The sequence below is a fragment of the Kribbella endophytica genome (assembly GCF_054781295.1).
In genome coordinates, this window is sequence record NZ_BAAGUR010000001.1 from 1,707,153 (window position 1) to 1,733,916 (window position 26,764).

Annotated in this window: 28 protein-coding genes; 16 read left to right on the forward strand and 12 right to left on the reverse strand. The window is 68.5% G+C overall.

The window, feature by feature from the left end; all coding sequences use genetic code 11:
- Positions 1-3: 3 nt before the first annotated feature.
- From ACYVIO_RS08200 to ACYVIO_RS08210, 3 genes are all read left to right on the forward strand, one after another.
- Positions 4-309 carry a hypothetical protein gene (locus ACYVIO_RS08200; RefSeq protein ID WP_460650046.1) on the forward strand — a complete coding sequence of 102 codons (306 nt, stop codon included), beginning with the start codon at positions 4-6 and terminating at the stop codon, positions 307-309.
- Positions 310-465: 156 nt separating this feature from the next.
- On the forward strand, positions 466-867 hold the full coding sequence (locus tag ACYVIO_RS08205) for a hypothetical protein (RefSeq protein WP_460650047.1): 402 nt from the start codon (positions 466-468) through the stop codon (positions 865-867).
- A 128-nt stretch (positions 868-995) separates the two neighbouring features.
- Positions 996-1,781: a methyltransferase domain-containing protein gene (locus tag ACYVIO_RS08210; protein WP_460650048.1), complete on the forward strand. Its 786-nt coding sequence runs from the start codon at positions 996-998 to the stop codon at positions 1,779-1,781.
- Here the strand turns inward: ACYVIO_RS08210 and ACYVIO_RS08215 are convergent.
- Positions 1,754-2,224, reverse strand: coding sequence for a GAF domain-containing protein (locus tag ACYVIO_RS08215; RefSeq protein ID WP_460650049.1), 471 nt, complete (start codon positions 2,222-2,224; stop codon positions 1,754-1,756). The two genes, ACYVIO_RS08210 and ACYVIO_RS08215, sit on opposite strands and share 28 nt — an antisense overlap.
- 456 nt (positions 2,225-2,680) lie before the next feature.
- Between ACYVIO_RS08215 and ACYVIO_RS08220 the strand changes: the two genes are divergently transcribed.
- Positions 2,681-3,451, forward strand: coding sequence for a hypothetical protein (locus tag ACYVIO_RS08220; RefSeq protein WP_460650050.1), 771 nt, complete (start codon positions 2,681-2,683; stop codon positions 3,449-3,451).
- Positions 3,452-3,596: 145 nt separating this feature from the next.
- On the opposite strand, the gene ACYVIO_RS08225 is transcribed toward ACYVIO_RS08220, so the two are convergent.
- The 3 genes from ACYVIO_RS08225 to ACYVIO_RS08235 form a co-directional block, all read right to left on the reverse strand.
- The gene (locus tag ACYVIO_RS08225) at positions 3,597-3,908 is read right to left on the reverse strand and encodes a recombinase family protein (RefSeq protein WP_460650051.1); all 312 of its coding nucleotides are present in this window, start codon (positions 3,906-3,908) and stop codon (positions 3,597-3,599) included.
- Entirely contained in the window at positions 3,905-4,093 is a 189-nt protein-coding gene (locus ACYVIO_RS08230) for a hypothetical protein (RefSeq protein WP_344176948.1), read from the reverse strand. The genes ACYVIO_RS08225 and ACYVIO_RS08230 overlap by 4 nt, the downstream gene beginning before the upstream one ends.
- Before the next feature lie 390 nt (positions 4,094-4,483).
- Entirely contained in the window at positions 4,484-5,869 is a 1,386-nt protein-coding gene (locus ACYVIO_RS08235) for an MFS transporter (protein WP_460650052.1), read from the reverse strand.
- A 70-nt stretch (positions 5,870-5,939) separates the two neighbouring features.
- Between ACYVIO_RS08235 and ACYVIO_RS08240 the strand changes: the two genes are divergently transcribed.
- Together ACYVIO_RS08240 and ACYVIO_RS08245 are read left to right on the forward strand one after the other, a co-directional pair.
- A complete protein-coding gene (locus tag ACYVIO_RS08240; RefSeq protein ID WP_460652072.1) occupies positions 5,940-6,368 on the forward strand; it encodes a winged helix-turn-helix transcriptional regulator in 429 nt (142 codons plus the stop codon).
- A gap of 16 nt (positions 6,369-6,384) precedes the next feature.
- Complete coding sequence (locus tag ACYVIO_RS08245; protein WP_460650053.1) at positions 6,385-7,158, forward strand: GNAT family N-acetyltransferase; 774 nt, start codon at positions 6,385-6,387, stop codon at positions 7,156-7,158.
- Here the strand turns inward: ACYVIO_RS08245 and ACYVIO_RS08250 are convergent.
- On the reverse strand, positions 7,155-8,351 hold the full coding sequence (locus ACYVIO_RS08250) for an MFS transporter (RefSeq protein ID WP_460650054.1): 1,197 nt from the start codon (positions 8,349-8,351) through the stop codon (positions 7,155-7,157). The genes ACYVIO_RS08245 and ACYVIO_RS08250 overlap by 4 nt on opposite strands.
- Positions 8,352-8,416: 65 nt before the next feature.
- Here ACYVIO_RS08250 and ACYVIO_RS08255 point away from each other — a divergent pair, with 65 nt between their 5' ends.
- Together ACYVIO_RS08255 and ACYVIO_RS08260 are read left to right on the forward strand one after the other, a co-directional pair.
- A complete protein-coding gene (locus ACYVIO_RS08255) occupies positions 8,417-8,869 on the forward strand; it encodes a helix-turn-helix domain-containing protein (RefSeq protein WP_460650055.1) in 453 nt (150 codons plus the stop codon).
- Between the two features lie 326 nt (positions 8,870-9,195).
- Positions 9,196-10,416, forward strand: coding sequence for a GH12 family glycosyl hydrolase domain-containing protein (locus tag ACYVIO_RS08260; protein ID WP_460650056.1), 1,221 nt, complete (start codon positions 9,196-9,198; stop codon positions 10,414-10,416).
- Positions 10,417-10,602: 186 nt separating this feature from the next.
- Here ACYVIO_RS08260 and ACYVIO_RS08265 read toward each other — a convergent pair whose 3' ends face one another.
- Positions 10,603-13,050: a Tex family protein gene (locus ACYVIO_RS08265; RefSeq protein ID WP_460650057.1), complete on the reverse strand. Its 2,448-nt coding sequence runs from the start codon at positions 13,048-13,050 to the stop codon at positions 10,603-10,605.
- 124 nt (positions 13,051-13,174) lie between these two features.
- On the opposite strand from ACYVIO_RS08265, the gene ACYVIO_RS08270 reads away from it, so the two are divergent.
- A complete protein-coding gene (locus tag ACYVIO_RS08270) occupies positions 13,175-13,597 on the forward strand; it encodes a hypothetical protein (protein ID WP_460650058.1) in 423 nt (140 codons plus the stop codon).
- 28 nt (positions 13,598-13,625) lie between these two features.
- Here the strand turns inward: ACYVIO_RS08270 and ACYVIO_RS08275 are convergent, their stop codons facing one another.
- Both ACYVIO_RS08275 and ACYVIO_RS08280 read right to left on the reverse strand, forming a co-directional pair.
- Positions 13,626-15,119 carry a DHA2 family efflux MFS transporter permease subunit gene (locus tag ACYVIO_RS08275; RefSeq protein ID WP_460650059.1) on the reverse strand — a complete coding sequence of 498 codons (1,494 nt, stop codon included), beginning with the start codon at positions 15,117-15,119 and terminating at the stop codon, positions 13,626-13,628.
- Positions 15,120-15,175: 56 nt separating this feature from the next.
- Positions 15,176-15,805: a DUF624 domain-containing protein gene (locus ACYVIO_RS08280; protein WP_460650060.1), complete on the reverse strand. Its 630-nt coding sequence runs from the start codon at positions 15,803-15,805 to the stop codon at positions 15,176-15,178.
- Between the two features lie 91 nt (positions 15,806-15,896).
- Here ACYVIO_RS08280 and ACYVIO_RS08285 point away from each other — a divergent pair, with 91 nt between their 5' ends.
- From ACYVIO_RS08285 to ACYVIO_RS08300, 4 genes are all read left to right on the forward strand, one after another.
- Entirely contained in the window at positions 15,897-16,970 is a 1,074-nt protein-coding gene (locus tag ACYVIO_RS08285) for a LacI family DNA-binding transcriptional regulator (RefSeq protein ID WP_460650061.1), read from the forward strand.
- Positions 16,971-17,081: 111 nt separating this feature from the next.
- The gene (locus tag ACYVIO_RS08290) at positions 17,082-18,356 is read left to right on the forward strand and encodes an extracellular solute-binding protein (protein ID WP_460650062.1); all 1,275 of its coding nucleotides are present in this window, start codon (positions 17,082-17,084) and stop codon (positions 18,354-18,356) included.
- Entirely contained in the window at positions 18,353-19,297 is a 945-nt protein-coding gene (locus ACYVIO_RS08295) for a carbohydrate ABC transporter permease (RefSeq protein WP_460650063.1), read from the forward strand. The genes ACYVIO_RS08290 and ACYVIO_RS08295 overlap by 4 nt, the downstream gene beginning before the upstream one ends.
- Positions 19,290-20,192 carry a carbohydrate ABC transporter permease gene (locus ACYVIO_RS08300; RefSeq protein ID WP_460650064.1) on the forward strand — a complete coding sequence of 301 codons (903 nt, stop codon included), beginning with the start codon at positions 19,290-19,292 and terminating at the stop codon, positions 20,190-20,192. The genes ACYVIO_RS08295 and ACYVIO_RS08300 overlap by 8 nt, the downstream gene beginning before the upstream one ends.
- 415 nt (positions 20,193-20,607) lie before the next feature.
- Here ACYVIO_RS08300 and ACYVIO_RS08305 read toward each other — a convergent pair whose 3' ends face one another.
- Complete coding sequence (locus ACYVIO_RS08305; RefSeq protein ID WP_460650065.1) at positions 20,608-20,949, reverse strand: ArsR/SmtB family transcription factor; 342 nt, start codon at positions 20,947-20,949, stop codon at positions 20,608-20,610.
- A 43-nt stretch (positions 20,950-20,992) separates the two neighbouring features.
- On the opposite strand from ACYVIO_RS08305, the gene ACYVIO_RS08310 reads away from it, so the two are divergent.
- Entirely contained in the window at positions 20,993-21,751 is a 759-nt protein-coding gene (locus tag ACYVIO_RS08310) for an SDR family NAD(P)-dependent oxidoreductase (RefSeq protein ID WP_460650066.1), read from the forward strand.
- 34 nt (positions 21,752-21,785) lie between these two features.
- Entirely contained in the window at positions 21,786-22,529 is a 744-nt protein-coding gene (locus ACYVIO_RS08315; protein WP_460650067.1) for an endonuclease/exonuclease/phosphatase family protein, read from the forward strand.
- Here ACYVIO_RS08315 and ACYVIO_RS08320 read toward each other — a convergent pair.
- On the reverse strand, positions 22,526-23,074 hold the full coding sequence (locus ACYVIO_RS08320) for a TetR/AcrR family transcriptional regulator (RefSeq protein WP_460650068.1): 549 nt from the start codon (positions 23,072-23,074) through the stop codon (positions 22,526-22,528). The genes ACYVIO_RS08315 and ACYVIO_RS08320 overlap by 4 nt on opposite strands.
- Positions 23,075-23,357: 283 nt before the next feature.
- Between ACYVIO_RS08320 and ACYVIO_RS08325 the strand changes: the two genes are divergently transcribed.
- Positions 23,358-24,182 carry a nitroreductase/quinone reductase family protein gene (locus ACYVIO_RS08325; RefSeq protein WP_460650069.1) on the forward strand — a complete coding sequence of 275 codons (825 nt, stop codon included), beginning with the start codon at positions 23,358-23,360 and terminating at the stop codon, positions 24,180-24,182.
- Here the strand turns inward: ACYVIO_RS08325 and ACYVIO_RS08330 are convergent.
- Both ACYVIO_RS08330 and ACYVIO_RS08335 read right to left on the reverse strand, forming a co-directional pair.
- Positions 24,166-25,218 carry an AfsR/SARP family transcriptional regulator gene (locus ACYVIO_RS08330; RefSeq protein WP_460650070.1) on the reverse strand — a complete coding sequence of 351 codons (1,053 nt, stop codon included), beginning with the start codon at positions 25,216-25,218 and terminating at the stop codon, positions 24,166-24,168. The two genes, ACYVIO_RS08325 and ACYVIO_RS08330, sit on opposite strands and share 17 nt — an antisense overlap.
- 59 nt (positions 25,219-25,277) lie before the next feature.
- Entirely contained in the window at positions 25,278-26,699 is a 1,422-nt protein-coding gene (locus tag ACYVIO_RS08335) for a tol-pal system YbgF family protein (protein ID WP_460650071.1), read from the reverse strand.
- Positions 26,700-26,764: the final 65 nt, after the last annotated feature.

The window sequence follows — 26,764 nt, forward strand, 5'->3', positions numbered from 1 at the left end:
CGGATGGTCGAGAACTCGGCGGGCTCCGAAGGACGGTTCCAGAGCAATGGCGACTACATCGGCACGCTGGACTGGGCGTTCGACAACAAGAGTGCGGTCACCCGCTGGCAGACGAACTACGGCCGGGCGGGTGAGTGCGTCGACAAGAACGGCGCGCAGAACGGGGTGACGGCCTGCAACTACGACCTGGCTGAGAACGGGTACGTGCGGATCCAGGTGTGCCACCGCAACCTCAGCGGCGGAGGCGGGCTTGCGACCTGCTCGAGCTGGAGCCAGTGGCTGTCGATCCGCGACGGAGGCCCGCGGTAGCTGGATCGGGTGGTGGGGGCCGCCGGGCGGTCCCCACCCGCGCGGCCGACCGAGTTTCCCCCGAGCGAGGGAAACGAATCCATCGCGCGGGTGATCCGGAGGGGAGCACCTCCTGGAAACGTCGGCGCGGTCATGTTCGAGCAGAGAGGAAATCTGGTGAGAAAGACGGTAGGCGTCCTGGTGGGAGCGGTCGGTCTGGCGGCGTTCGCAGCTGCGCCGGCGCACGCGGTGGAGTGGCCGAGCTGGCCGGGCATGGTCGAGAACTCGGCCGGTTCCAAGGGGTACTTCGACAGCGACGGTGACCACGTCGGCACGCTGGACTGGGCGTTCGACAACAAGAGCGCGGTGACGCGCTGGGAGACCGACTACGGCCGGTCGGGTGAGTGCGTCGACAAGAACGGCGCGCAGAACGGCGTGACGGGCTGCAACTACGACCTGGCCGAGACGGGATACGTCCGCATCAAGGTGTGCCACCAGAATCTCAGCGCCGGCGGTGGGCTCACCAGCTGCTCGGGATGGAGTCAGTGGCTGTCGATCCGGGACGGGATTCCGCGGTAGCGCCACGCCGTCACTCCTTGCAGGGCATCGATTACTGGCCTGATCCGCCCCGATCTGCCCTTGCGTGTGGTCTCGCCGCGGGGCGCCTCGCGGATCATGATGAGCAGCATGGTGTTGAGGCGGAGGGCATGAGCAGCAGTCTGGAGTTCGACCCGGAGGTGTCACGGCAGATCGAGGCGATGTACACGACGCCGGACGTGGTCGAGCAGCGGAGAGTGGTCCGGACGGCGCTGGCGTTGCGGCCGGGGGACCGCGTGCTGGACGTCGGCGTCGGCCCGGGACTGCTGGCCGCGGAGATGGCCGGCGAGGTCGGGCCGGACGGTCGGGTCTGCGGCGTGGACATCAGCGACAGCATGCTGGCGATCGCGGGCACGCGCGCCGACGTACCGGGTGGTCCGTCGCTCGAGCTCGAGCCGGCGTCGGCGGCGCGGTTGCCGTACGGCGCGGAGAACTTCGACGTCGTCGTCTCGACCCAGGTCTTCGAGTACGTCGACGACGTCGCGGGAGCGCTCGCCGAGATCCGCCGGGTCCTGCGCCCGGCGGGTCGCGTCCTGCTGCTCGACACGGACTGGGGTTCGATCGTCTGGCGCTCCAGCGACGACGGGCGGATGGCCCGTGTCCTGAGGGCGTTCGAGGAGCACCTGCAGGACCCGCATCTGCCCCGCTCCCTCGGCGAAGCCCTCGACAAGGCCGGCTTCACCCGTACGCACCTGCAGGTCATCCCGCTGCTCAACGTCGGTTACGACCACCGCACGTACAGCGCCGGCCTGATCGACATCGTCTCCGCGTTCGTCCCCGGCCGGGCGGATGTCACCGAAGCAGAAGCCGAAGCCTGGGCCGACGAGCTCCGCAGCCAGGGGGAGGCGTACTTCTTCAGCCTCAACCGCTACCTGTTCGTCGCGTCAGCGATCTGAGCCCACAGGTCAGCAGTCGCCGGCCCGACGGCAGGGTCGCGGATCCGCTGGAAGTTCCGCCCGCCCCGCGAGAACGTGTACACCACCGCGGCCGGTGCCTCAGCTTCGGTGAACGGCTTCGCCGACCACTCGCACGGCCGGACGTGCACCAGATCGACGGCGACAGCGTCGGGCGACGCGTCGTACCGCCACGGTCCGGTGAGTCGCCCGAGGCGATAGAGCCCGTCGGCCTCGCGAGTCCATCCGAAGGCGCCGTCGGGGACCTCAGCGAAGCGCTGGAGGCGGCGGGCGGCGCGTTCGTCGTACGACGTGCTCAGTCGCTCGAGCGCGTTGTCCAGCGTCGACGGTGGTGGACGGAGGGTGCCGCCGATTCCGCAGAGCCCGAGGTGGAGCGCGCGATCGACAGCCAGACCATGGGGGACGTCGTCGCGACGGGAACGCATCGGTGTGCGGTAGACGGGTGTACTCACGTCACCGCGAGGGAGGCCAGGGGACGGGCGCACCGTGGGATGCGCCCGTCACCTTCGGTCGTTCTCCCGCCCCTCAGTGGGAGAACTCGCGGCTCGGTGAACTCCACCCATGCCCGAATGGGGCTGACTGAACCGCGGGACATGACTACAGGTACCCCACCGCTCCCACGTCACACCCGTTCCGGAGCGAAAACTTTGCATTCCTCGAACGCGCGCGGCTGTAACGCCCGCTGGGCCATGGACGGATGCACCGGCGCTGCCTAGCCTGGTTCGCGGTTCCGTGGCGGGGGAGGTCGCGGACGTGAGGTGGGGGAAGGTGCACGATGACCGATGAGCAGCCGTACGACGACGAGCTCACCGAGGCCGAGCTGGACGAGTTGGAAGCGCTCGGAGCGGCGGAGGACGCCGCGTTGATCCTCGGGAAACTAGATGCCTGAGGCAAGAATGTCCTGGCGCGGCGCGAACCTGTGCACGCGCACCGTCGCGATGCTGCAGGCAGCCGAGAAGCTGGCCAAGGTGCCGTTCACGATCATCCAGGGGTCGTACAACCAGGGCGGCGTCGCGGCCTCGGCCGGGACGCACGACGGCGGGGGCGCGGTCGACCTCGCGGTGGACCGGTTGACCGCCGTACAGCGGAAGGCCGTCGTACTGGCGATGCGGCAGGTCGGGTTCGCCGCCTGGCTGCGGACGCCGGCGCAGGGCAACTGGCCGTACCACGTGCACGCGATCGCGGCCGGCGACAAGGATCTGTCCCGTGGTGCGGCGCACCAGATCGCGGAGTACAGGCGGTGCAAGAACGGCCTGGCCAACCGCGGCGCGGACGACGGGCCGCCCGGGTACTACGGGATGACCTGGGAGATCTACCTGAAGTACCACCCGGGGACGGCGCCCGCGGCCCAGGCGCCACCGCAGCCGAACACGACGATCTCGCTCGGGGCGATGGAGTTCGCCCGGACGCACGACTCGATGAGTGGGGTCTGGGGTGCCGACCGGGCGCAGGTGCTGGCCTGGGCTGCGCATCCGAAGATCGCGGCGATCGGCAAGCACGAGACCAGGCCGCCGGCCGGGGTGTCGTGGCGGGTGCACTTCCAGCAGATGACGCGGAAGATCCAGCAGAAGTTCAAGCTGCCGGTCACCGGGCGGTTCGACGCCACGACGGCCGCGGTGATGAAGCGCTACGGGTACAAGATCATTGCCTGACGCAACGACAAGGCCCCACCGGTAGCAGCCGGTGGGGCCTCGGTTGGTCCACTACCACCCGGGCACTCCCGGTGCGGCTGTGGGGTTGGAGAGCGGAACCGGCGCCGATGCAGGGGTCAAGACGCCGGCTCCGCTTGTCTTCGGGTTACCTCGCGCTCGCCGCCCAGGTCTGAGCCTGGTGGAACTCGAGGTGCTGCGTCGCGCCGGGCGAACCAACCGCGCCGACGTGCTGCAGGGTGGGGACGACCACAGCCCGTACGTCGGTCCGCTTCGCCTCGTCCAGCAACGCGTTGAACGCGGCGGACTGGGCGGCGTCCCGCTCGGTGTAGACCGTGCCGAGGGTGAACCCCTCGGTGGTGGCGTACGCGACCAGGGCATCGGTCGCGGCGGCCAGCTCCTCGGCGCAGCTGAGCGCGTCGGCGCGGACGTAACCGAGCAACGTCGGGCGGGTGGTCATCGGACCGGGCCGCTGCTGACGAGAGCGGGCTCGTTGGTGACCCGCAGCGAGGCGAACCGCCGCCGCATGGCCTCCTCGTACTGCGCTGCCTGGTCGGCCGTCGCGGTGTGGTCCGCGATGGTGTGAGCGCCGAACCAGACCCGCACGCGGCGCTGCTCTGCGGGGATCTCCAGCGACTCGGTCATGGGGGCGTTTCCTTCGAGTGGGGTGAGGTGCCGAGCGGGACACTCGGGCGCCTCGAGGGGACGGGGACCGTGGGTTCGGAGCTGGTCGCCGACAGTGAGGAAGCCGGTGACCGATCTCACGTGCTCACGGGTGGTAAGGAAAGAACACCTCAAAAAGAGGTATCCCGGGAATAGACTGACAGGGACCTTTACAGAGGCCTTACTCCCACCTGACAACCGCGGTGAGCTGCGAAGGAAAACCCCTGGTCAGGCCCGTTGGGACCGGTTCCGGCGGCCGTTCTGGTACAGCCCTGTCAAGATTGTTTGCAGGGATTTACCGATAACGATTCGGCCGCCGGCCGGCGCTCATTCGTTGAGCGGTGAATTGTCGGATGTCCTGGTAACCCTGAGCTATCGGGCGGCCACCGTACGACGTACCAGTCCTGGCGCTCCGGCCGTCAGACCGAGCACGGCGGCTGCCAGCGGTACGACGAGCGCCGTACGGAAGTCGGCAACGGTCAGCTCGTCGGCCGAGGCCAGTACGGCGGCGACGATCGCCAGACCGAGCGCCGATCCGAACTGGAACGACGTGGTCAGTACGCCGCTCGCCAGACCCTGCTCGGCCTCGGCGACGCCGTCGGTCGCGGCGATCGTCAGCGGACCGTACGCGAGCGAGAACGCCAGTCCCAGCAGGAGAAACGTCGGCAGCATCGCGAGGTAGGTCCAGTCCGCGGCGAGCGGCAGGAACAGTGCGTAGCCCGCGATGGCGAACGCGAATCCGCCGAGTACCACCTTGGTGTTGCCGAAGCGGTTGACCAGCCACGGCGTCAGCGTCGGCGCGAGGATCGAGTCGATGCCGATCACCATCAGGGCCAGGCCGGTCTCCAATTCGGACCAGTGCCGCAGCTCCTGCAGGTAGAGCACGGCGATGAACTGGAACCCGACGAACGACCCGACCAGCGCGACCGCTCCGAGGTTGGCCCGGACGAGTCCGGCGTTGCGCAGGATGCCGAGGCGGACCAGCGGTGCCGGCGTACGGCGTTCGATGGCCACGAAGAGGATCAGCAGCAGGAGTCCGGCCGCGAGGGTGATCAGGGTCTGGGCGGCCGGGACGTCGGGCGCGCGGACGACCGTGGCGACCAGCAGCATCATCGCGCCGGTCAGGGTGAACGCGCCGGCGAGGTCGAAGACCTTCTTCTCCTTGGTGGCGGGCTGCTCCTTGGGCAGGAGGATCAGCGCGGCCGGGAGCAGAACCGCGGTCATCACGACCGGGGCGAAGAAGACCCAGCGCCAGTCGATCGCGGTGAGCAGGCCGCCGACGACCATGCCGAGGGAGAAGCCGGCCGCCGCGATTCCGGCGTACACGAGGAGGGCCTTGTTGCGCTGCTTGCCCTCGGGATAGCTGGTCGTGATGATCGACAGGCCGGCCGGGGTCATGAAGCCGGCCGCGATTCCGGTGACGAAGCGGGCCAGGATCAGCACCCAGCCGTCGTTCGCCAGGCCGCCGAGGCCGGAGAAGACGAGGAAGACGGCGAGCCAGCCGACGAACATCCGGCGCCGGCCGAGCAGGTCCGCCGCGCGGCCGCCGAGCAGCACGAAGCCGCCGTACCCGAGCACGTAGGCGCTGACCACCCACTGCAGCTCGCTGGTCGACAGGCCGAGCTCGGCGCGGATGGACGGCAGGGCGACGCCCATCATCGAGATGTCGATGCCCTCCAGGAAGATCGCGCCGCACAGCACCAGCAGCACCGCCCAGGCTCGAGCGCCGAGGCGAGTGGGTGCTTCGGTGGTTGACATATCTGGGTTCCTCATCGTTAGGTCGGTTATCTCTTGTAACTGACTCCATCGTGAGGAACCATCGGTGAGTATGGAAGAAGGCACTTCAAAGGAACCGGGTTACTCCTGCTGCACCGAGGACGCGTTCCAGTGGGACACGCGGGAGGACTGCGAGGTCCGGCAGATCCTCGACCGGATCGGCGACAAGTGGTCGCTGCTGGTGATCGCGCTGCTCGACAACCGCAGCCTGCGCTTCACCGAGCTGAAGAAGACCATCGACGGGGTCAGCCAGCGGATGCTCACGGTCACGCTTCGCCAGCTGGAGAGGGATGGGCTGGTACGGCGTACGGTCCACCCGGTCGTGCCGCCACGCGTGGACTACGCGCTCACACCGCTGGGCGTGACGCTGCACGCGACGATCCAGTCGCTGGTGAACTGGACCGAGACCCACCAGAACCAGATCGCCCTGGCGCGCGCGGCCTACGACATCAGGACTGCCGCGGAGAAGGCTGGGGTCTGACACCTAGGATCACAGGATGGGGATCGCAGCGCGGATTGCCGCCGCTCAGTTGTCAGGGCTCACCCGGAGCCGCCGCCAAATCGTCGCCGGCCCGCTGGTCGGGCTGCTGCACGACGACGACGTGTGGTTCCTCTCGAGCATGCTCGCGTCCGACCCGGGCGCTCCGTTCGATCCCGACGAGGTCTCGTGGGCGCTCGAAACCATCCGCCTGGCTTTCGCCGCCGAGGGCCGCTGGCTGCACGGCGAACTGATCGAGGAAGCCAACCCCGGCCTCGCCGAAGCCCTCACCGAGCACGGCATGGTCATCCGCTCCCGCCCGCCCCTCCTGGCGGTCGAGCCGGCCGACCTCGTCGTCCCCGAGTTCCCCGACGGCATCACCGCCGCGCTCGTCGCGACACCTGAGGACCACGCCGAGTCCAACGCGGTCGCCGCCGACGCGTACGAGACCGAGGACGTCGTCACCACCTTCCAGCCCGACCCTTCGGCCGGCGGCGCTGTCCTGATCCGTGAGGACGGGGTCGCGGTCGCGACCGCGTCCTGGACCGCGATCGCCGACGGCGTCACCGAGGTCGCCGGCGTCGGCACGCTGCACACGCACCGACGCCGCGGCTTCGGTGCGCTCGCGACGGCGTACGCGACCCAGCAGGCGTTCTCAGCCGGCGCCGACCTCGCCTGGCTCACTCCCGGTGACGAAGGGGCCGACCGCATCTACCGCCGCCTCGGATACGCGCCCAAGGCAACCGCCGTGCACCTCGGCGACCCCGGCGGCCACCTGGACGACCTGGTCTAGGAGGGCTTCCGCGTCAGCTCCGCCGGATGGCCCGGTACGGCGTACAGCGTGAGCGGCGCAGCCAGTACGGCGAACGCGGCCAGCAGATTGAGCGTCACCGGCAGCTCGGCGACCAGCGTGAGCGCCGGTGCGGCGAGCGCGCCGACAACCGCTGCGAGCGCGTCGACCGCGAAGAACAACGCGCCGACCTGCGCGAGCATGTTCGGGGTGGTGATGCGCTGCACGGTCGTCTCGGTGGTGATCAGCAGGACGCTGCCGGGCAGGCCGATCAGTACGGCGGCTGCTATCGCGAACGGGATGTTCGGCGCGTTCACCAGCGCGAAGAACGCCGCGCCGGTCGCGAACTGGGTCGCCGCGATGAGGTCGCGAATTCCCAACCAGGACAGGGCTTTCACGCTGATCGCGGCGCCGAGCAGGTAGCCGGCGCCGAGGCCGGAGAACACGTAGCCGATCGTGTAGCCGGGCGCGTCGAGCCGGTCGACCATCAATGGCACGAGCAACGCGGTCAGCCCGGCGTTGGCGATCAGGAAGACACCGTTGCCGGCCAGCAGGCCGCGCAGGGGCTTCGAGCGTACGGCGTACTGGAGTCCTGCGAGTGGCCTCAGTGGTTGATGCGGTGCTCGCTCCGGTCGGGTCCTGACGGCGGCGATCGTTGCTGCTGACAACAAGTAGCTCACGATGTCGACGACGAGCACGAACGTGATGCCTGGTCCGGCCAGCAGCAACGCACCGAGCGGCGGCGCTCCCAGTCGGGTCACGCTTCCCGCGAAGGCCCTTGCCGCGTTGGCGGCCGCCAGTTCCGGCCCGGTCCCCACGACGCTTGGCAGCAACGCTCGCGACGCCGGCCGGAAGACGGTCGTCGCCATGTTCTCGACCAGGACGGCCAGGTAGATCATCCACAAGCGCTCCGGCCGGTCGGCGAACAGGATCAACCCGACGGCTGCCGCGCTGACCAGATCGGCCACCCACATCGCCCGCGCCAGATCCCATCGATCCAGCAGCACGCCGGCCCACGGCCCGAGCAGCAGCGCGGGCAACGCCTCCAACGCCAAGGTCAGTCCGGTCGCCGCCGCCGACCCCGTCAGCTGGAACACATGAAACGGAATCGCCACCACCAGCAACCAGGACCCGACCCCCGACACGGCGCCGCTGGTCCACACCAACCGAAAGTCCCGATTCCCCCAGATGCTCACCCGGCGGACACTATCCCCACAAAACATTTCTAGGCAACACTGTCCTGACAAGATAGTCTGATCCCGTGGACCTAGGCGCAGAACTCAGAGACCGCCGCAAAACCGCCGGCCGAACCATCGCCTCGGTAGCCGTCGACGCGGGCCTGTCCGTCCCCTACATAGCCAACCTGGAAAACGGCCGAGGCAACCCCACCGTCGCCACCCTCACCCGCCTGGCCGAGGCCCTTGGGACAACACTTCGGGTCGAGCTGGAAGACCCGCCCACCGACCTCCCTCGTTCTTCTTCCGGCCGCAGCGGCCTCGGCCCGAGCGACCTCTCCGGCCGCATCGCCGACAACCTCAGCCCCCGCGCACTACAGGTCACCAAGCAGTTGGCAGAGGCCCAAGGCCGATCACCCAGAGCAGTCCGCCAAGACCTGCTGACCACCTTGGAAGCTCTGGCTGGCCTGCTGGGAAAAGAACCAACACCAGCCGACCTGGACCGCCTGCTCGACCTCGCTCTGCTGGCGGGAAACTGAACCGGGCGGACATCAACCCACCGAACGGACACTCCAGCCCCGTCCCGACCGCCCCGAGCCCGTTGACGCCTCGGATACTCTGCGTGAAAGTGATGCCCCGAGTTGTCTTGTCGGTCACGGTTCGATAACGTCGGGCGCCGTACGCCTGAGAGCGAACGAGACCGACATGGCCGGCAAGCTTCACCCGCCGGTCTGCCCGGACCGGACCGGCCCATCGGGGTTCGGCTGTCCTGGCCTTCTGGGGATCCAACAGAAAATCTTTTGTGGGCCGCCGCTGGAGTGCTGGGGCAGTCAGTGGTGGCCCGTCGAGCAGAGGAACGTCTCGCATGCCCCCCATCCGAACTGGCCGAAGCCGCCTCGTCATCCCAGCTGTGTTCCTTGCCCTGGGTGCGCTGGTAGCCGCACCGATCGCCGTTCAGGCGGCCAAGGACTCTCCCGTCGCTGCGACCGCGACCGCCGCGGACAGCACGGCTTCGACCCTCCCGAGCGTCGGCCGCGTGGAAACGTGCGTCCTGGACGCGTACTCCAGCTGTACCGTCCTGCACGGTTTCGCCGACAAGCCGACCGCCATCACGGCGACTCCGGCCGGACCGGCGATCATCTCGATCGACCCGGGTCGCACCACCGACGAAAGCTACCGTCTCCGGGCGTACAGCCGCACCGGTGAGAGGTACAGGGCCGGGACCACGCTCCGTTACACCGCGCACTACGACTTCGCCGCGGCCCCGACGCAGCCGACCACCCCGACGCCGACGGCCACGAACACGCCGACCAAGCCGCCGACGAGCACCCCGCCCCCGACCACCACCCCGCCGACCTCAACGCCGACGTCGACCCCGACGACGACTACGTCGACTCCGACCGCCACCCCCACCACGTCGACTCCGACGTCGACGACCAGTCCGGTCGGGAACTGCACCAACCCGGTGTGGACCACGAGCTCGAACAACAACCAGGGCGAGGGTCGGACGTTCGGCGCGTACTACGTCCACAACAACATGTGGAACAACGAGAACGGCACGTACGCGCTGGGCGCCTGCAACTACAACAGCTGGTACGTCGACGTCACGCAGCCGCTGCCGGGTGACAAGGGCGTCCAGGCGTACCCGAACGTGCACAAGGACTACGACGACGTCCCGCTGTCCAAGATCCAGTCGGCCAAGTTCGCCGCGACCACTCCCGCGAACTGCTCGGCGTGCATCTACAACGTCGCGTTCGACGCGTGGATCGGCGACGGTTTGAACAACGAGCTGATGATCTGGACCGACAACAAGGGTCAGGTCCCGGCCGGGCAGAAGGTCGGCACGGTGGAGTTCGGTGGCTTCACCTACGACGTGTGGCACACGTCCGGCTACACCGCCTACGTGTCGCGGGTGACGCAGAAGTCCGGCACCATGCCGCTGGCCAGCTTCTTCAACGACATGACCTCGCGCGGCTGGGCTCCGAAGGCCACGACCTGGCAGGTCGACTACGGCGTGGAGGTCGTGTCCACCGGTAACACCAAGCAGCGCTTCGACTTCACGGACTTCTCCATCCAGGAGAACTGACCGTCAGCTGCCGTTGAGCCGACGGCCGGTGTCCCGGAGACCTCTCCGGGACACCGGCCGTCTGGCTGTTCTCCGGGACCGCCCAGGGCACCGGTCGTCCGACTGTTCCCCGGGACTGCCCGGGCACCGACCGTTCCGGCAGTTCCCGGGGGCTGCCCGGGCACTGCCGTCAACACGGCGTACGGGTCACCGGACGGTGAAGCCCGCCTTCCGGAAGGCGTCCGCGAGCGAGCCCTCGTCCATCGGGGTCTCCTTGCCGCCCTGACCACCCTGGCCCTGGCCGCCGCGTCCACCCTGACCGCCGCCCGGACCACGTCCACCCGGCCCACGCCCGCCGCCCTGACCGCCAGGACCGCGACCGCCGCCACCCTGGCCCGGCCCGCGTCCACCGCCGCCTTGTCCACTCGGCCCGCGGTTCTGACCGCCGCCCGAGCGTCCCGACGTCGGCGCGCCGACCTCGTCGTCCAGGCGCAGGGTCAGCGAGATCCGCTGCCGCGGGATGTCGACCTCGAGCACCTTGACCTTGACGATGTCGCCCGGCTTGACCACCTCACGCGGGTCCTTCACGTAGGTCTTCGACAGCGCCGAGACGTGGGCGAGCCCGTCCTGGTGCACGCCGATGTCGATGAACGCACCGAAGGCCGCCACGTTGGTGACCTGCCCCTCGAGCTTCATCCCCGGCTTCAGGTCGCCGATCTTGTCCACGCCCTCGGCGAACGACGCCGTCTTGAACGCCGGCCGCGGGTCCCGCCCCGGCTTCTCCAGCTCGGCCAGGATGTCCGTCACCGTCGGCAGACCGAACGTCTCGTCGACCAGCTCGGCCGCCTTCACCGAACGCAGCGCGGACGTGTTGCCGATCAGCGCCTTCAGGTCGGAGCCGGTCTTGTCGATGATCCGGCGGACCACCGGGTACGCCTCCGGGTGCACGCTGGAGGAGTCCAGCGGGTCGGCGCCGTCGGGGATCCGGAGGAACCCGGCCGCCTGCTCGAACGCCTTCGGGCCCAGCCGCGGCACCTCCTTCAGCGCCGTACGGGATGCGAACGGCCCGTGGACGTCGCGGTGCTGGACGATGTTGTCCGCCAGGCCCTGCGTGATGCCGGAGACCCGGGTGAGCAGCGGCGCGGACGCCGTGTTGAGGTCGACGCCAACGGCGTTCACACAGTCCTCGACGACAGCGTCGAGCGAGCGGGACAGCGAGTTCTCCGGGAGGTCGTGCTGGTACTGGCCGACGCCGATCGACTTCGGGTCGATCTTGACCAGCTCGGCCAGCGGGTCCTGCAGCCGGCGGGCGATCGAGACCGCGCCGCGCAGCGAGACGTCCATGCCGGGCAGTTCCTGGGAGGCGAACGCCGACGCCGAGTAAACCGACGCGCCGGCCTCCGAAACCACAGCCTTCGTCAGCTTCAGGTCCGGGTGCTTGGCGATCAGCTCCGCGGCCAGCTTGTCGGTCTCGCGCGACGCCGTACCGTTGCCGATGGCAATCAAGTCGACCTGGTGCGCGGCGCAGAGCGCGGCCAGCTGGGCGATCGACTTGTCCCACTGGTTCTGCGGGACGTGCGGGTAGATGACGCCGGTGGCGGTCACCTTGCCGGTCGCGTCGACGACGGCGACCTTGACGCCGGTCCGGAAGCCCGGGTCGAGGCCCATCGTGGCGCGGGTGCCGGCCGGGGCGGCCAGCAGCAGGTCGCGTAGGTTCGCCGCGAAGACACGGACCGCCTCGTCCTCGGCGGTCTGCCGCAGGCGCATCCGCAGGTCGATGCCCAGGTGCACCAGGATCTTGGTCCGCCAGGCCCAGCGGACCGTGTCGACCAGCCACTTGTCGCCCGGGCGGCCCTGGTTCTCGACGCCGACCTTGCGGGCGATGGTCGACTCGTACTCGGTCGGGCCGTCCACCTCGACGCCGGCCGGCAGCGGCTCGACGGTCAGCGAGAGCACGTCCTCCTTCTCGCCGCGGAACATCGCGAGGATCCGGTGCGACGGCATCTTGCCGAACGGCTCGTCGAAGTCGAAGTAGTCGGAGAACTTCGCCCCGTCGGTCTCCTTGCCCTCCCGTACGGCGGACGCGAGCCGGCCCTGGCTCCACAGCCGCTCACGCAGCTCGCCGATCAGGTCGGCGTCCTCGGCGAACCTCTCGACCAGGATCGCCCGGGCGCCGTCCAGCGCGGCCTGCGGGTCGGCGACGCCCAGCTCGGCGTTCACGAACACCGCCGCCGCGGCGAGCGGCTCGTACGTCGGGTCGCTCAGCAGTCCGTCGGCCAGCGGCTCGAGCCCGGCCTCGCGGGCGATCATCGCCTTGGTCCGCCGCTTCGGCTTGAACGGCAGGTAGATGTCCTCCAGCCGCGACTTGGTCTCCGCGGCGAGGATCGAGGCCTTCAGGGCGTCGTCCAGCTTGCCCTGGCTCTCGATCGACTCCAGCACGGTCTTCCGGCGTTCCTCGAGCTCCCGCAGGTACCGCAGGCGCTCCTCGAGATCGCGGAGCTGCGCGTCGTCGAGCTCCCCGGTGACCTCCTTGCGGTACCGCGCGATGAACGGGACCGTCGAGCCCTCGTCCAGCAGCCCGACCGCCGCCTTCACCTGCCCGACCCCGACTTCCAGCTCGTCGGCGATCCGCTGCTCGATCGACTGCAAACTCACTGTGCCGTTCCCCTCTACGTCCAACTGACTTCCGCCCACATCCTTCCCCATCCCACCGACCAACGGCGACTCCCGCCCCCAACCTTGTGGACAAACCCCGGTCCCGCCCTCATGATCCGAACTCATGAGGGGGATCGGCTGGAAGATGTTCAAGGACGGGTCGCTGACGCCACCACCGCTCCTGGTGCGCTACGCGACCGTGGTCTTCGCCGTGGTGACGCTTGTCAACCTGCGCGACGACCACGCCCCGCACGAGATCGCGTTCGCAGCGTTCCTCTGTCTGGCGGCCCTCGGGGTCACCGTCGGAGCCAAAGCGATGGCCGACGGAGGCGCGGACCGGTGGGCCCGGGCCCACCCGGTCCTGAACGGCGCGGCCATCGTCGTGCTGATGGTGAACTGCTTCTTCGTCCTGGTGGCAATGGCCTTCGGCGACCGGATCGGCGTCCTGGTCGGCTGCCCGATCGGCGTGGTGTTCTCGGTGTACGCCGTCCATCGGGAGCAGCGCAGGCTGCAGGCACCAGCACAAGAGGCGGCCCGCCGCCCCTGACGGGACAGCGGGCCACCGGGTAAGGCTGTCAGGCGGCTTCGAGGACCTCGGCCGACTCGTCGTCGGTGATGGTGGACTCCGAAGTCTTCGGCCGCATCAGGGTGCAGGCGATGACTACCGACGCCGCGACGATGGCGGCGGCTACGGCGAAGGAGTAGTGGAAGCCGCTGGTCAGGGCGTCGAGGGCGGGCTTGCCGGCGGTGGCCAGGGACTCGGTGCGGGTGGCCGAGAGGGTGGCCAGGACGGCCAGGCCCAGGGCGGCGCCGACCTCGGCCGTCGTACCGATCAGGCCGGAGGCGAGACCGGCGTCCTCGGGCTTCACATCGGCCATCGACAGGCCCATCAGCGCCGGGAAGCAGATGCCGCCGCCCAGGCCGAGCAGGATCAGGACCGGGAGGACGTGGACGACGTAGCTTCCGCCGACCGGCGCCTGGGTGAACAGGACCAGCCCGACGACAATCAGCGACAGTCCGGCGATCAGCGGGCGGCGCGGGCCGAAGCGCATCACGAGCTTCTCGGAGTACTTGACCGACAGCAGCCCCATCACCAGCGTCGTCGGCAGGAACGCCAGCCCGATCTCCAGCGCGTCGTACCCGAGCACGCGCTGCAGGTAGAGCGAGCCGAGGAAGAAGATGCCGAACATCCCGGACGACGACAGCGCCTGGACCAGGTTCGCCCCGGTCAGCGTGCGGGAGCGGAAGATCCGCAGCGGCACCAGCGGGTTGGCGGCGGTCGACTCACGAACGATGAAGCAGGCCAGCAGCGTCAGCGTCAGCGCACCGAGCGCGATCGTCCGCGGCGCGGTCCAGCCGAGCTCGGCGGCCGGGCTGACGATGGTGAAGACGCCGACCATCAGCGCCGCGGTGATCAGCACAGCACCCGGTACGTCGGTCCCACGGCCCAGGCCGAGGCCCTTGTCCTTGGCGATCAGCTTGACGGCGAGCCACGCGGTCGCGATCCCGATCGGCAGGTTGATGAAGAAGATCCAGTGCCAGCTGATCGCCTGGGTCAGCACGCCACCGGCGAGCAGACCGATCGAGCCGCCGGCGGAGGCGACGAACGCGTAGACGCCGATCGCCTTGGCCTGCTCGCGCGGCTCCGGGAACAGCGTGACGATCATGCCCAGGATCACCGCGGAGGTCAGCGCGCCACCGACACCCTGCAGGAACCGGGCTGCGACGAGCATCTCCTGCGATCCGGCCAGTCCGCACCACACGGACGCGGCGGTGAAGAGGGCCAGTCCCGCGACGAAGATGTTGCGCCGTCCGAGCAGGTCACCGAGCCGCCCGGCCAGCAGGAGCAGGCCGCCGAAGGCGATCAGGTAGGCGTTCACGACCCAGGCGAGCGACGAGCTGGTGAAGCCCAGATCGTCCTGGATCGCGGGCAGCGCCACGTTCACCACGGTCACGTCGAGCACGATCATCAGCATGCCCGCGCAGAGCGTGTAGAGGGCGAGCCAGCGGGACCTGCCGCTGCCCTGCACGGCCGGCGTCGTCGCCAGGGAATCGGTGGTCGCGTACATGCTGGTTCTCCTCTGGTCCGTAGGTTGCTTACACCCCTACGTCGAACCAGAGCGGCTCAATTTGACATGGTCCCCGAAGTTTTTTCCTGACGGGTCCGCGGCGGCCGCGAGATCCAGTACGCGAGCAGCGCCGGTACCAGCCCCGATCCGATCACGAACAGTGTTGGCAGCCGTCCGACCACCAGGAACCACGTGGCCAGCCCGACCACCCCTCCGGCAACCGGCAGTGACCGCCGAAGCAGGAAGAGGTTCGCCGCACGGAAGACGCTGCGTGTGGTCGCGTCGTCCTCGGCCTTCGGCATCACCGCTAGTGCGCTCAGATAGAGCCCGACGATCATGCCGCTGAGCGGAACCAAAATGGCCAGCGCGAAGATCCGGACCGGACCGTTGGTCGAGGCCCAGAAGAACAGCCCGAACGCGAGGGCCACTCCGCCGAAGTACAGGGCGAGTCCGGACAGCCAGAAGCGCTTGAAGCACCACTTGAACTCGGTGAAGAACCGTCGCATCAGCGCCGGATGCTCCTGCCCGATCGCGTACGGCAGCACCCGCTGGAGCGCGAACGCGGCCGGGAACAGCGTGACGATGCCGAGGCTCAGCAGCAGGAAGACGAGCTGCAGCATCAGCAGGTCGCCGACCAGCGAGAGCTTCGACATCACGACGTTGGTCCGGCTGGTGGCGTCGCTCACACCGGTTCCTCCTGGTTCCTTGGCACAGAGATGATCGTATGATCACAAACAATCACGAGCAGATCACAGCGCACATTGGGGGCCGAGCCGCATGCTTGCACCGGAGCGCCACGAGCTGATCCTGCGAAGCCTGCGCCGGCACGGCCGGCTCCGAGTGGCTGAACTGGCTGCCGAGCTCGGCGTCTCCGCGATCACAGTACGCCGTGATCTCGCGGAGCTGGATGCCGCCGGAATGCTCCGGCGGGTGCACGGCGGCGCGGTCGGGACGGGCTCGGCCGGCACGTCGAACCCGGGCAGCCAGCTGACGGTCGGCCTGGTCGTGCCCAGCTCGACGTTCTACTACACCGACGTGATCCGCGGCGCCGAGGCGATGGCCGACCGGTACGGCGCGCGCCTGGTGCTCGGCGTCTCCGGGTACGACGTCCAGGTCGAGCAGGAGCGGATCGACAAGATCCTCAGCCTCGGCGTCGCCGGCCTGCTGCTCGCGACCGCGCTCGGCGACAACCGCGCCGCCGAGACCGGCCGCCGGCTCGACGCGATCGACGTCCCGGTCGTCCTGATGGAGCGCGCGTTCGGCTTCCCCGACGTGGTGAACGAGTACGACCACGTCCGGACCGACCACGCGTACGGCGCGATGCTCGCGCTGCGTCACCTGGTCTCGCTCGGTCACCGCCGGATCGGGATCAACCTGAACGCCAGCGTCACGGCGTACTGGCTGCGGCAGGGCATCGCGGAGGCCGCGGCCGCGCTCGGTGTCGACCTGTTCGTCTCGCCGGTCGCCCTCCCCGCCCGCGGCGAGGATCCCGACACGATCGCCCAGCTCGACGCCTTCCTGGCCGAGTGCGAGTCCCACGGCGCCAACGCCGTCCTCGTCCACTCCGACGAGCACGCCGCGCGCCTGGTCGAACGCGCCATGGAACGGGGCCTCCGGGTCCCCGACGACTTGTCGGTGATCGCGTACAACGACGAGACCGCCGCGCTCGCCGTCGTACCGCTCACCGCCGTCTGCCCGCCCAAGCTCCAGCTCGGCCAGACCGCCTGCGAGCTGCTCCTGCGCCGCCTGAAGGCCGGCCCGGGCCGGCGATCGGCGACCCAGCACCTGAGCCTCCTGCCGGAACTCCGCGTCCGAGAGTCCTGCGGAGCGGCACTCCTTGATCGAATTTGATCATTCGAGCGCCAGGGTATTGACGAGGAAAGCCCTTTCCCATACTTTCGCTGCACTCGGTGCGCCGGTCGTGACTGGACCGGGAGCACACGGCAGCGAAGGAGTTCCCCTGTGAGACGTAGTGCTGGGTTGGCGGTGCTGGTGGCCGCGGTCGGACTGGTCGCGAGCGCTTGTGGCAACGGGGTGATCGACAAGAGTACGGACGGCGTCCCGCCTGCCGAGGCGACCGGGACGCTGCGCGTGCTGCTCCCGTCGTTCCCGGCCAGCAACGAGGGCCGCAAGGAGTTCGCGAAGGTGGTGGCCGACTTCTCGAAGAAGTATCCGAAGATGAAGGTCGAGCCCGACTTCGCGACGTACAACAACCTGAACGAGAAGATCTCGACCTCGATCGCGGCCGGCATCCCGTACGACGTGATGGTGACCGGTGTCGGCTGGGTGCAGCCGTTCGCGGCCAAGCGGATCTTCGCCGATCTCGGCGACTTCGGGGTGACCCCCGACGTGATCAAGACCAAGAGCGTCGGCGCGCTGATCCCGGCGGTCTCGTACCAGGACCGGATCTACGCCTACCCGCTGCTGGCCGACGCCCGCGCCGTGGCGTTGCGGATCAGTGCCTTCAAGGAGGCGGGTCTCGATCCGAACGACCCGCCGACCTCGCTGGCCGAGATCAAGGTCGCGGCCGAGAAGCTCACCAAGCGGGACAAGGACGGCAACATCACCCGCAGCGGGTTCGACCTGGCCGGAGCGACCAGCTTCCGCCAGCCGTTCGTCACGTTCCTGGCCTCGACCGGGACGCCGCTGTACGTGAACCAGGAGCCGAACTTCAACAACGAGAAGGGTCTGGAGACCCTCAACTGGATCAAGTCGATGATCAACAACGTCCAGAAGTACGGGCAGCAGAACGCCGCCCAGCAGCCTCTGGTCTACAGCGGCGAGGCCGCGATGGGCATCGTCGGCGGCGCCATCGACTGCTCCGAGAAGGGTCTCGGCCAGGCGACCTGCGACGACCTGAAGTTCTTCCGGTTCAACAGCGGCAAGGAGATCGAGTACGTCGGTGGTGACCTCGCCTCGATCGGCTCGCGCAGCCGGCACAAGGAGGCGGGCTTCGCGTTCATCGAGTCGCTGACGCAGCCGGCCACGCTGGACGCGATGGCCAAGCTGAACAAGAAGCTCCCGGCGTACAAGGACGCGGCGAACTCGCCGCAGGCCAAGTCGAACCCGCTGAGCAAGTTCGTCGCCGAGGGTCTGCCGTACACGGTCAACGAGAACAGCCCGCCGTCGAACTGGCTGGAGATGCGGTTCAACTTCGACTCCCAGCTCACCCAGGCGGTCCTCGGTCAGAAGGATCCCGCCAAGGTGCTGGCCAACCTGGCAGGACAGTCCCGATGAGCGCGACCCTCGAACGTCCCAGCCCCGCCCTGACGGCGCCCCGTACGGTTGCCCCCGGCAAGGACAGCCGCAAGCTGATCCGCAGCCAGGTCCGGGCCGGCTGGGTGCTGATCGCGCCGGCGCTGCTGCACTCCGGGATCTTCATCGTGATCCCGGTGATCTTCGCGATCGGCCTGAGCTTCACCGACTACAGCTTCGGTGACTCCTGGGCCTGGGTCGGGTTCCAGAACTACTCCGACCTGTTCAACGACGCCGACTTCCGGGCCGCGCTGAAGAACACAATCCTGTACGCCGTCGTGGTGATCCCGATCTCGATGGCGATCTCGCTGTTCATCGCGCTCGGGCTGAACCAGAAGATCCGCGGGCTCGGCTTCTTCCGGACCGCGTTCTACATCCCGACCGTCACCGCGACGGTCGCGGTGGCGACGATCTGGCTGTGGATCTACAACCCGGGCTCGGGCCTGGCGAACGGCTTCCTCAGCCTGTTCGGCTTCGCGCCCAGCAGTTGGCTGTCCGATCCGGGGACCGCGCTGCCGTCGCTGATGGTGGTCGGCATCTGGCAGGGCCTGGGCACCAAGATCATCATCTACCTGGCCGCTCTGCAGGGGGTGTCGCGGGATCTGGTGGAGTCCGCGTCCCTGGACGGCGCCGGCCGCTGGCAGCGGTTCGTCAACGTCACCTGGCCCGCGCTCGGCCCGGTCCAGTTCTTCGTCCTGATCACGTCGATCGTGGGCACCTTCCAGGTGTTCGACCTGGTCTACGTGATGACCAAGGGCGGTCCCGGTACCGAAACCACGGTGCTGGTGCTCGACATCTACCAGAACGCGTTCCAGGCACTCCGACTCGGCTACGCGTCCGCCGAGACGGTGATCATGATGATCCTGATCGCGGTCTTCATCGGTCTCGGACGCCTGCTGCAGAGGGCGGATGTCAATGACTAGCGCAACGGTGTCCGTGGTCGGTGAGACCAAGGAGTCGTCGGTCCGCACCGGCCGGATCGTCCTGTACGTCGCCCTGACGGTCGGCGCGCTCCTGATGATCACGCCGTTCCTGTGGATGGTGCTGACGGCGTTCAAGAGCGAGCTGGAGATCACCAAGTTCTCCTGGCTGCCCGGCGAGCTGCGCTGGCACAACTTCGTCGAGGCGATGCAGACGGCGCCGTTCCTGCGGTACTTCCGCAACAGCCTGATCATCGCGGTCGGCGAGACGGCGTTCACGCTGGCGGTCTGTACGACGGCCGGGTACGCGCTGGCGAAGCTGCCGATCCGGGGCGCGAAGGCGCTGCTCAGCTACTTCATCCTGCTGCTGATGGTGCCGTTCCAGATCATCCTGGTACCGCTGTTCCTGATCGTGAAGTCGATCCCGCTGTTCGGCGGGAACAACATCCTCGGCCAGGGCGGCATCGGCTGGCTGAACTCGTGGTGGGGCCTGATCATCCCGCTCGGGGCGGCGCCGCTGTTCACCTTCCTGGCCCGGCAGTTCTACGTCTCGATCCCGAACGAGCTGGCTCAGGCGGCGCGGGTCGACGGGCTGGGGGAGTTCGGCATCTTCTGGCGGATCATGACCCCGCTGATCAAGCCGGCCCTGATCACGATCTGCGTGTTCCAGATCGAGGCGGCCTGGAACGGGTTCCTGTGGCCGCTGATGATCACCACGTCGGACGCGATGCGCCCGCTGCAGCTGGGACTGGCGATCTTCGCGCAGAACCCGGCGGAGGTGCAGTGGCCGTACCTGATGGCCGGTACGGCGCTGGCGACGCTGCCGATGATCGTGATGTTCGTCTTCGCGCAGAAGCGGTTCGTCGAGGGAATGGCGAACGTGGGCATCAAGGGCTAGCACCCCGGGCCTGTCCCGGACAGACGAAAGAGCCGCCGTCGACCCACCTGGTCGACGCCGGCCCTTTCGTTTTGGTTCGCTCTCAGGCCCCCCTAGAGAGTTCCCCGTGTTCCCCCCTTGTTACTTCCCCCCATTTACTACCCCCCATTTCGGAAGGTGCCCCGTGCAGGTGCTCGCCCCGCCCCGGGCGAGCACCTACTGGGGCCCCCTCCACAAAACCGGTGATCCCGAAGAAGCACCGGAGCGTCCACCAAGCCCCCCAGCCAGGCCGCTCGAACCTTTTATCGTCACAAGGTGAAGTCCGTTACACGTTTCCTCCACCTTTTTCAGGAGAATCCCGGAGGATTTCAGTCCTGAACGGTCCGGAACGCGGAATTGTCGCATTCTGAATTCTGGCCTTCACGCTGCGTGACGATCAGCGGGTCTCCAGGCCGACCTGGTCGCCGGTCCCGTCTGCCTCGGCCGCCGCCAGTACGGCGTACATCAGGCCGGGGAACCTCGATTCGACGTCCTCGCCACGCAGGGTCACCCAGCAGCGGGTGCCTTCTTTGCGAGTTCGAGTGAGGCCGGCGTCGCGCAGAACGCGCAAATGGTGGCTGAGGGTCGATTTGGCGACCGGGGCCCGCAGTTCGCCCCAGCCGCGTTCCGCGCCGTCGGCCAGGACGCGGACCAAGCCGACCCGGACCGGGTCACTCAGGGCCGCCATCACCTCGGTCAGCCCGATCTCGGCCAGGTCGGGGTGCTGGGTCGCGCGCATGCTGTCGATGGTAGCTTGTTCGACGTTCTACGAACATCGAACGATGGAGGATGTTGTGCAGGACTTTGCCGGACGGACTGTGATCGTCACCGGTGCGGGCTCGGGAATCGGTCGGGCTGCCGCTCAGCTGTTCGCCCAGGCGGGCGCCGACGTACTGGCTGTCGGTCGTCGCCTGGAAGCTCTGGAGGAGACAGCTGAGCTGTCCGGTGCCGAAATACTTTCTGTCGACCTCTGTGCAGAAGATGCCGCTTCCCAAGTCATCGACACTGCCGTCGAACGCTTCGGCCGGCTGGACGCGCTCATCAACAACGCCGGGGTCTTCGACCTGATGCCGCTATCTGACGTCTCGGCGAAGCGCATCGACGCACTCTTCGCCGTCAACGTCACCGCCCCCAGCCTGCTCGCACAGGCCGCGCTCCCGCACCTGCGCGCCACCCAGGGCGCGATCGTCAACGTCTCCAGCACCTTCGGCCACCGCCCGATCGCGGGCGCCGCACACTACGGCGCGGCCAAAGCCGCGATCGAGCAGCTGACCCGCAGCTGGGCGCTCGAGCTCGCTCCCGACCAGATCCGCGTCAACGCCGTAGCTCCCGGCCCCACGGAGTCCGAAGCCCTCGCCGCCGCGGGCCTCCCCACCCACGTCGTCGACCAGGTCAAAGCCGACGAGGCCGACCGCATCCCCCTCGCCCGCCGAGGCACCCCGTCAGAGGTAGCCCGCTGGCTGGTCCACCTGGCGTCGCCTGCCACCACCTGGCTGACAGGCCAGATCCTCACGGTCGACGGCGGCCTCGAACTCGTCTGATTCGCCGAGGCCTCGATCGGGCACTCGATCCCCGATGCGAGTCCTCACCCTGAACGTGCAGAACGACGTCGGCGACCCACGGCGCTTCGCCCTGATCAACGCCGAGCTCCGCCGCCTGCGGCCGGACGTCGTGATGCTCCAAGAGGTTTGCTACGGCGACCAACTGGCCGAGCTCCTCGAGGGCACGGACCTTGTCCACCGCACGCATCAGTCCGACGTACTGCCGAATCTCCCGAAGCTCTTCCAGCACGACGGTACGGCGCTCGCAACCCGTCGCCCGCACCGCGTCACCGACGTACTGGAGAGCCCCGGCACCGATCCCCACTGGTGGACCCTCGCCGCCACCATCGATGACCAGCTCCTGGCCATCACGCCCACCACCCCGTGGCGCCTGGACCACGAGCACGCCCGCGAACGCCAAGCCCTCGACATCGCGACCCTGCACGCCCGCCACGATCTCCCGACCGTCCTCGCGGGCGACTTCAACGCCACCCCCGACGCCGCGAGCATCCGCTTCCTCTCCGGGCTCCAGTCCCTCGACGGCCGCAGCACTCACTTCCACGACGCGTGGGCTGTCGCCGGCGAAGGCCCTGGCCACACCTGGACCACCGAGAACCCCTTGGCCCGCAAGGAAATCGCGAACCTGATCGGCCAGTCCAACCACCACCGCCGCATCGACTACATCTTCACCACCGGCGCCACCATCACGTCAGCAGCTCTCGTCGGCGTAGACCCACCCCTGAGCGACCACTACGGCCTGACCGCCGACCTGGGCTAGCTCAGGTGGGCGTCGACGGCTCGGGTGATGAAGGTGTCGAGGTGGGCGGGGTCGAGAATCAGGTCGAGGGCCTTGGTCGCGCGGAGGACGGCGAGGCCGTGCAAGTTGGTCCAGAGGGCGACGGTGCGTTCGGCGGCGTCGTCCGGAGTGACCGTGGCGATGATCCGCGTCAGGGACTCGAACAGCGGGAGCGTCGTCGTCCGAAGGTTGCCTCCGGCACCTTCCAGCAGGTCGTGGCGGAAGATCAGCTCGAACATCGCCGGGCGTTCGGCAGCGAAGGAGAGGTAGCGCCGGCCGAGCTCGATCAACTGGTCACGGGCCGCACCATCAGCCGACCGCGTCAGCCGCCCGGCGAGATCGGCGAGCCCGGTCGCCGCGATTGCCGCCAGCAAAGAGTTGTGGGTCGGGAAGTACCGCCGCGGCGCCCCGTGCGAAACCCCGACCCGTCGAGTGATCGCCCGCAACGACAACGCCGCGAGCCCTTCCTCCTCGAGCAGCTCGACGCCGGCCAGCACCAACCGGTCGCGCAACGGAATCTCGTCCACGTCGGCATTCTCCCTGAAAGAAGAGCCTGTTCTCTTGCGCCCCACCATGCCGTACGATTCCTGACGTGACTGCCGGGTCGGCTTCGAGCCAAGTACGAGTAGGGTTCCCGGCCGCGTTCTGAGCGCGGCGAGGGCCGATCGCGGCCCGCCTGTTCCACCTGATCGGCGTGTGAGTGCTGCCGCGCCTTCTTCCACTCCACAACTGACTGCTGCGCTTCGTCGTACCCCCTCCCGCGCTCACTCGCGGGCCACTTCGTCATGCCCAAATCCAGATGGGAATTGAATGCTGAACGCTTTCACCGAACAGATCATCCAGGAGTTCCGCGCCAACCAAGGCCGGGTCGGCGGCCCGTTCGACGGGGCCCGACTACTCCTGCTCACCACCACCGGCGCCCGCAGCGGCCGCCGGCACACGGCGGTGCTGGGCTACTACCCCGACACCGCCGATCGCGTCCTCGTCGTCGGCTCGGCCGGCGGCGGCCCGAAACACCCGGACTGGTACCACAACCTGCGCGCCAACCCCCGCGTCACCATCGAGACCGGCGCTTTCACGTACGACGCCGAGGCGTCGGTCCTGCAAGGCGCCGAACACGACGAGACCTTCGCCCGCCTGGTCGAGGCGGACGCGGGATGGGGCGAGTACCAGCGCCAGACCACCCGGACCATCCCGGTCGTCGCCCTCACCCAGGTCGAGGCCGGTCCGCCGAGCGTCTCGTCCTTCGGCGATTACCTGCTGCTCGTGCACGGTGCCTTCCGTCGCGAGCTCGCCTTGATCCGTAAGGAAATCGCCGCATCGTCAACGGCAGCAGTCGGACTCGGCGCCCAGCTCCGGATCAACTGCCTCACCCTCTGCCAGGGTCTGCACAACCACCACACCGGTGAGAGCCTGGGCATGTTCCCGGCCCTGCTCGACCGCTATCCCGAGCTCTCGCAGGAGATCGGCGCCCTGCAGGCCGACCACGACAAGATCGCCTTCCTGCTCGACGACCTCCAGCAACTGATCAACACCGGCCGCCCGGCCGACGTACTGCCTGAAGTCGATCGCCTGATCGCAGAGGTCACCACCCACCTCGACACCGAGGAGGCGATCCTCATCCCCCTGCTCTGATCGCGACCGCGCCCTCACGCACCTGCAGGCCTTGGATCGGGGCCCGGCTGGTCACCACGACCATCGGGCCTCGACCCGGCAGCAGCGGCCGCACCTGCTCGGCATCCCGTGCGTTGTCGAGCAGCACAAGCATCCGCCGCCCAGCGGTCACCGTACGGAAGAGCGCGGACTGCTCCTCCAACCGCTCAGGGATCTCAGTCACCCCCACGGCACGCAGCAAGTCCGAGCACCCTGCACCAGACCCCTGCAAATCAAGGCGAATCTCTCCGTCGGGAAAGCTCTGCTCCCGAGCCCACTGCCGTACCAGCGCGGTCTTGCCTTCGCCGTACACGACAGCCAGCCCACTACCTCGCCGTACGGCGCTCAAGCCGTCCTCACCCACCGGCAGCTCGCTCAACCGCCGGTAGGCCTCCTGCAACTCCTCCGACGGGTCAGCCCCGAGCTCCTCGGCCAGGTGCGCCCGTACAGCTTCGTAGGCGGCCAGCGCCTCGTCCCGCCGACCCAGCTGCTCCAGTACGACGATCAGCCGCGCCCACAGCGACTCCCGCAACGGGTGCCGCCCAGTCAGCTCCTGCAACTCATCAAGCACCGGGGCGTTCCGTCGCTCCACAGCCCCCAGGTAGCGCTCGGTCAACGCCGGTATGTACGCGCGGCGCAGGACCTCAGACCCGCAGTCCGCCAAGGGCTCTCCGCGCCACAGCTCCAGCGCCGCGTCGACCGCGCCCTGCCCACACAGCTCTTCAAACCGCCGGACATCCACGTCAGCGACCAGCTGGTACCCAGCAGGCCCGGACTGGACCTGCTCCACTCCCAGCGCCCGCCGCAACCGCAGTACGGCGTTCTGCAAAGCAGCACGGGGATTGCTCGGCCGCCTGTCCCACAGCTGACCCGCCAGCTCAGCCGCGTCGACCCAGCCGGTCCGCACCGCCAGCGCGGCCAGCAGGGCCCGCTGGCCCGGAGCGGTCACTCGCACAGGCCGGCCGTCGACGGCTACCTCGAGCGGCCCCAGCAACCCGACCTGTACCTGACGACCCACCAGCGACTCCCCCCAGCGATCCCTTTGGCCACGGTAACCGCCGAAGGGATCACTGAGAGTCAGCGCAGGAACAGGTAGCGGAAGGCCGCCTGGACGCTCGCGGTGGACGGGATGACCTGCAGGCTCGACGGCGGGTAGTCGAAGGAGGTCAGGTAGGTCGAGTAGGTGATCCGGGCCGGGCAGTCCGGACCGTCGATCTGCACGCGGGTGTTCGACACGATCCGCCCGGTGCGCAGCTCGTAGACCTTCACCGGCACGGCCACCTTGTGAAAGGTCACGTCGGAGATGTTCTGCGGGTTCTTCTCGCTCCGGTAGGGACAGGTCCGCAGCGACGTACCGTCCACCGCGTCCTCGGTACAGACGATCACCACCGCGTTGCTGGCGTCGCTGGCACGCCAGGACGCCGGGAGCCGCTTGGTGTACTCGTCGTCGCCCTCGAACATGCCCGAGTTGAAACCGCCCGCGTACGGCCGGGCGCCGCTGTACCGCGCCGGGTTCGAGCAGTACGAGTCGTTCGCCAGCAGGTTGCGCACGTTGGTCAGCTCGATCGCCAGCGTGGCCTGCCGGATCCCCGCCTGCGCCTTCGCCACCCGCGAGTCCTTCGGGTACTGCGTGACCAGCTGCTGGTACGACGACCGCGCGGCGTCCCAGCTCTTCTGCCCCATCAGCCGATCCGCGCACCCGAGGATCGCCGCCGGCGCCGTCTTCGTCACGGTCGCCTTCGACTGGTCGAGCACGTTGTTGGTCGCCTCACGCTGCCGGAGCCAGTCGGTCACCCGGACCGTGCGGCACGGGTCCGGCACCGGCAGGCCGTCGAGCCAGCCCTTCAGCGTCACGTCGACGGTCTTGTCGTGGCCCGGCTCGGCCAGCACCGAGCCGAGGGTGTCGAACCCGTCCTCCAGCGCCGTGTAGTCACCGGTCAGCCCGGTCGCCAGGACAGCCTTCGCGTCGTCCAGGCGGCCGCACAGCTGCACCTCCGCGTCACCCTTCTCGGTACCCGGCGCGTCGACGATCCGGTGCCCGAACCACAGCTCCTCCTGGGCTTCGGTGAGCTTCGCGCAGTCGCCCGCCTCGCGCGCGTCGGAGACCTTGCCCGCGATCCGGCTCGCGTCGTACCGGACGAGCCCGATCGCCAGCAGGACAGGGATCGTGATGCCGAGCGCGACCAGGCGCTTGCCCAGAACCGACTCCTTCTGCGGTGCCCGCGCGGCCAGGAACAGCCCGTGCGCGACGACCAGCACCCACCAGACGACCAGTGCGATCTCGCACCACGTCTGCTTCAGTACCAGCAGGAAGATCAGCAGCGCGCCGACGACCATCAGGTTGAGGATCGCGAGCACCCAGCGCTTCATCAGCACGTAGCCGATCCCGAGCAGCGACGCGTTGCCGACCGCGACGGCCAACGGATCGGCCTTCGGAGCAGGAGGCGGTGGTGCCTGCGGTGGCGGCGGCTGCCAGGCGTATTGCGGCGTGTAGCTCATCGGTCCCTCTCCCCAGCAGCAGGCCTCGTCACTGTCAGTGTGCGACATTTGACGAGGGTTAAACC

Excerpts from the sequence above, each read along its gene's own strand:
- ACYVIO_RS08200 (WP_460650046.1), top strand. The coding sequence starts at position 4 with ATGGTCGAGAACTCGGCGGGCTCCGAAGGACGGTTCCAGAGCAATGGC.
- ACYVIO_RS08210 (WP_460650048.1), top strand. The coding sequence starts at position 996 with ATGAGCAGCAGTCTGGAGTTCGACCCGGAGGTGTCACGGCAGATCGAG.
- ACYVIO_RS08215 (WP_460650049.1), bottom strand. The coding sequence starts at position 2,224 with ATGCGTTCCCGTCGCGACGACGTCCCCCATGGTCTGGCTGTCGATCGC.
- ACYVIO_RS08220 (WP_460650050.1), top strand. The coding sequence starts at position 2,681 with ATGCCTGAGGCAAGAATGTCCTGGCGCGGCGCGAACCTGTGCACGCGC.
- ACYVIO_RS08225 (WP_460650051.1), bottom strand. The coding sequence starts at position 3,908 with ATGACCACCCGCCCGACGTTGCTCGGTTACGTCCGCGCCGACGCGCTC.
- ACYVIO_RS08230 (WP_344176948.1), bottom strand. The coding sequence starts at position 4,093 with ATGACCGAGTCGCTGGAGATCCCCGCAGAGCAGCGCCGCGTGCGGGTC.
- ACYVIO_RS08235 (WP_460650052.1), bottom strand. The coding sequence starts at position 5,869 with ATGTCAACCACCGAAGCACCCACTCGCCTCGGCGCTCGAGCCTGGGCG.
- ACYVIO_RS08240 (WP_460652072.1), top strand. The coding sequence starts at position 5,940 with ATGGAAGAAGGCACTTCAAAGGAACCGGGTTACTCCTGCTGCACCGAG.
- ACYVIO_RS08245 (WP_460650053.1), top strand. The coding sequence starts at position 6,385 with ATGGGGATCGCAGCGCGGATTGCCGCCGCTCAGTTGTCAGGGCTCACC.
- ACYVIO_RS08260 (WP_460650056.1), top strand. The coding sequence starts at position 9,196 with ATGCCCCCCATCCGAACTGGCCGAAGCCGCCTCGTCATCCCAGCTGTG.
- ACYVIO_RS08270 (WP_460650058.1), top strand. The coding sequence starts at position 13,175 with ATGAGGGGGATCGGCTGGAAGATGTTCAAGGACGGGTCGCTGACGCCA.
- ACYVIO_RS08275 (WP_460650059.1), bottom strand. The coding sequence starts at position 15,119 with ATGTACGCGACCACCGATTCCCTGGCGACGACGCCGGCCGTGCAGGGC.
- ACYVIO_RS08285 (WP_460650061.1), top strand. The coding sequence starts at position 15,897 with ATGCTTGCACCGGAGCGCCACGAGCTGATCCTGCGAAGCCTGCGCCGG.
- ACYVIO_RS08295 (WP_460650063.1), top strand. The coding sequence starts at position 18,353 with ATGAGCGCGACCCTCGAACGTCCCAGCCCCGCCCTGACGGCGCCCCGT.
- ACYVIO_RS08300 (WP_460650064.1), top strand. The coding sequence starts at position 19,290 with ATGACTAGCGCAACGGTGTCCGTGGTCGGTGAGACCAAGGAGTCGTCG.
- ACYVIO_RS08305 (WP_460650065.1), bottom strand. The coding sequence starts at position 20,949 with ATGCGCGCGACCCAGCACCCCGACCTGGCCGAGATCGGGCTGACCGAG.
- ACYVIO_RS08310 (WP_460650066.1), top strand. The coding sequence starts at position 20,993 with ATGGAGGATGTTGTGCAGGACTTTGCCGGACGGACTGTGATCGTCACC.
- ACYVIO_RS08315 (WP_460650067.1), top strand. The coding sequence starts at position 21,786 with ATGCGAGTCCTCACCCTGAACGTGCAGAACGACGTCGGCGACCCACGG.
- ACYVIO_RS08325 (WP_460650069.1), top strand. The coding sequence starts at position 23,358 with ATGCTGAACGCTTTCACCGAACAGATCATCCAGGAGTTCCGCGCCAAC.
- ACYVIO_RS08335 (WP_460650071.1), bottom strand. The coding sequence starts at position 26,699 with ATGAGCTACACGCCGCAATACGCCTGGCAGCCGCCGCCACCGCAGGCA.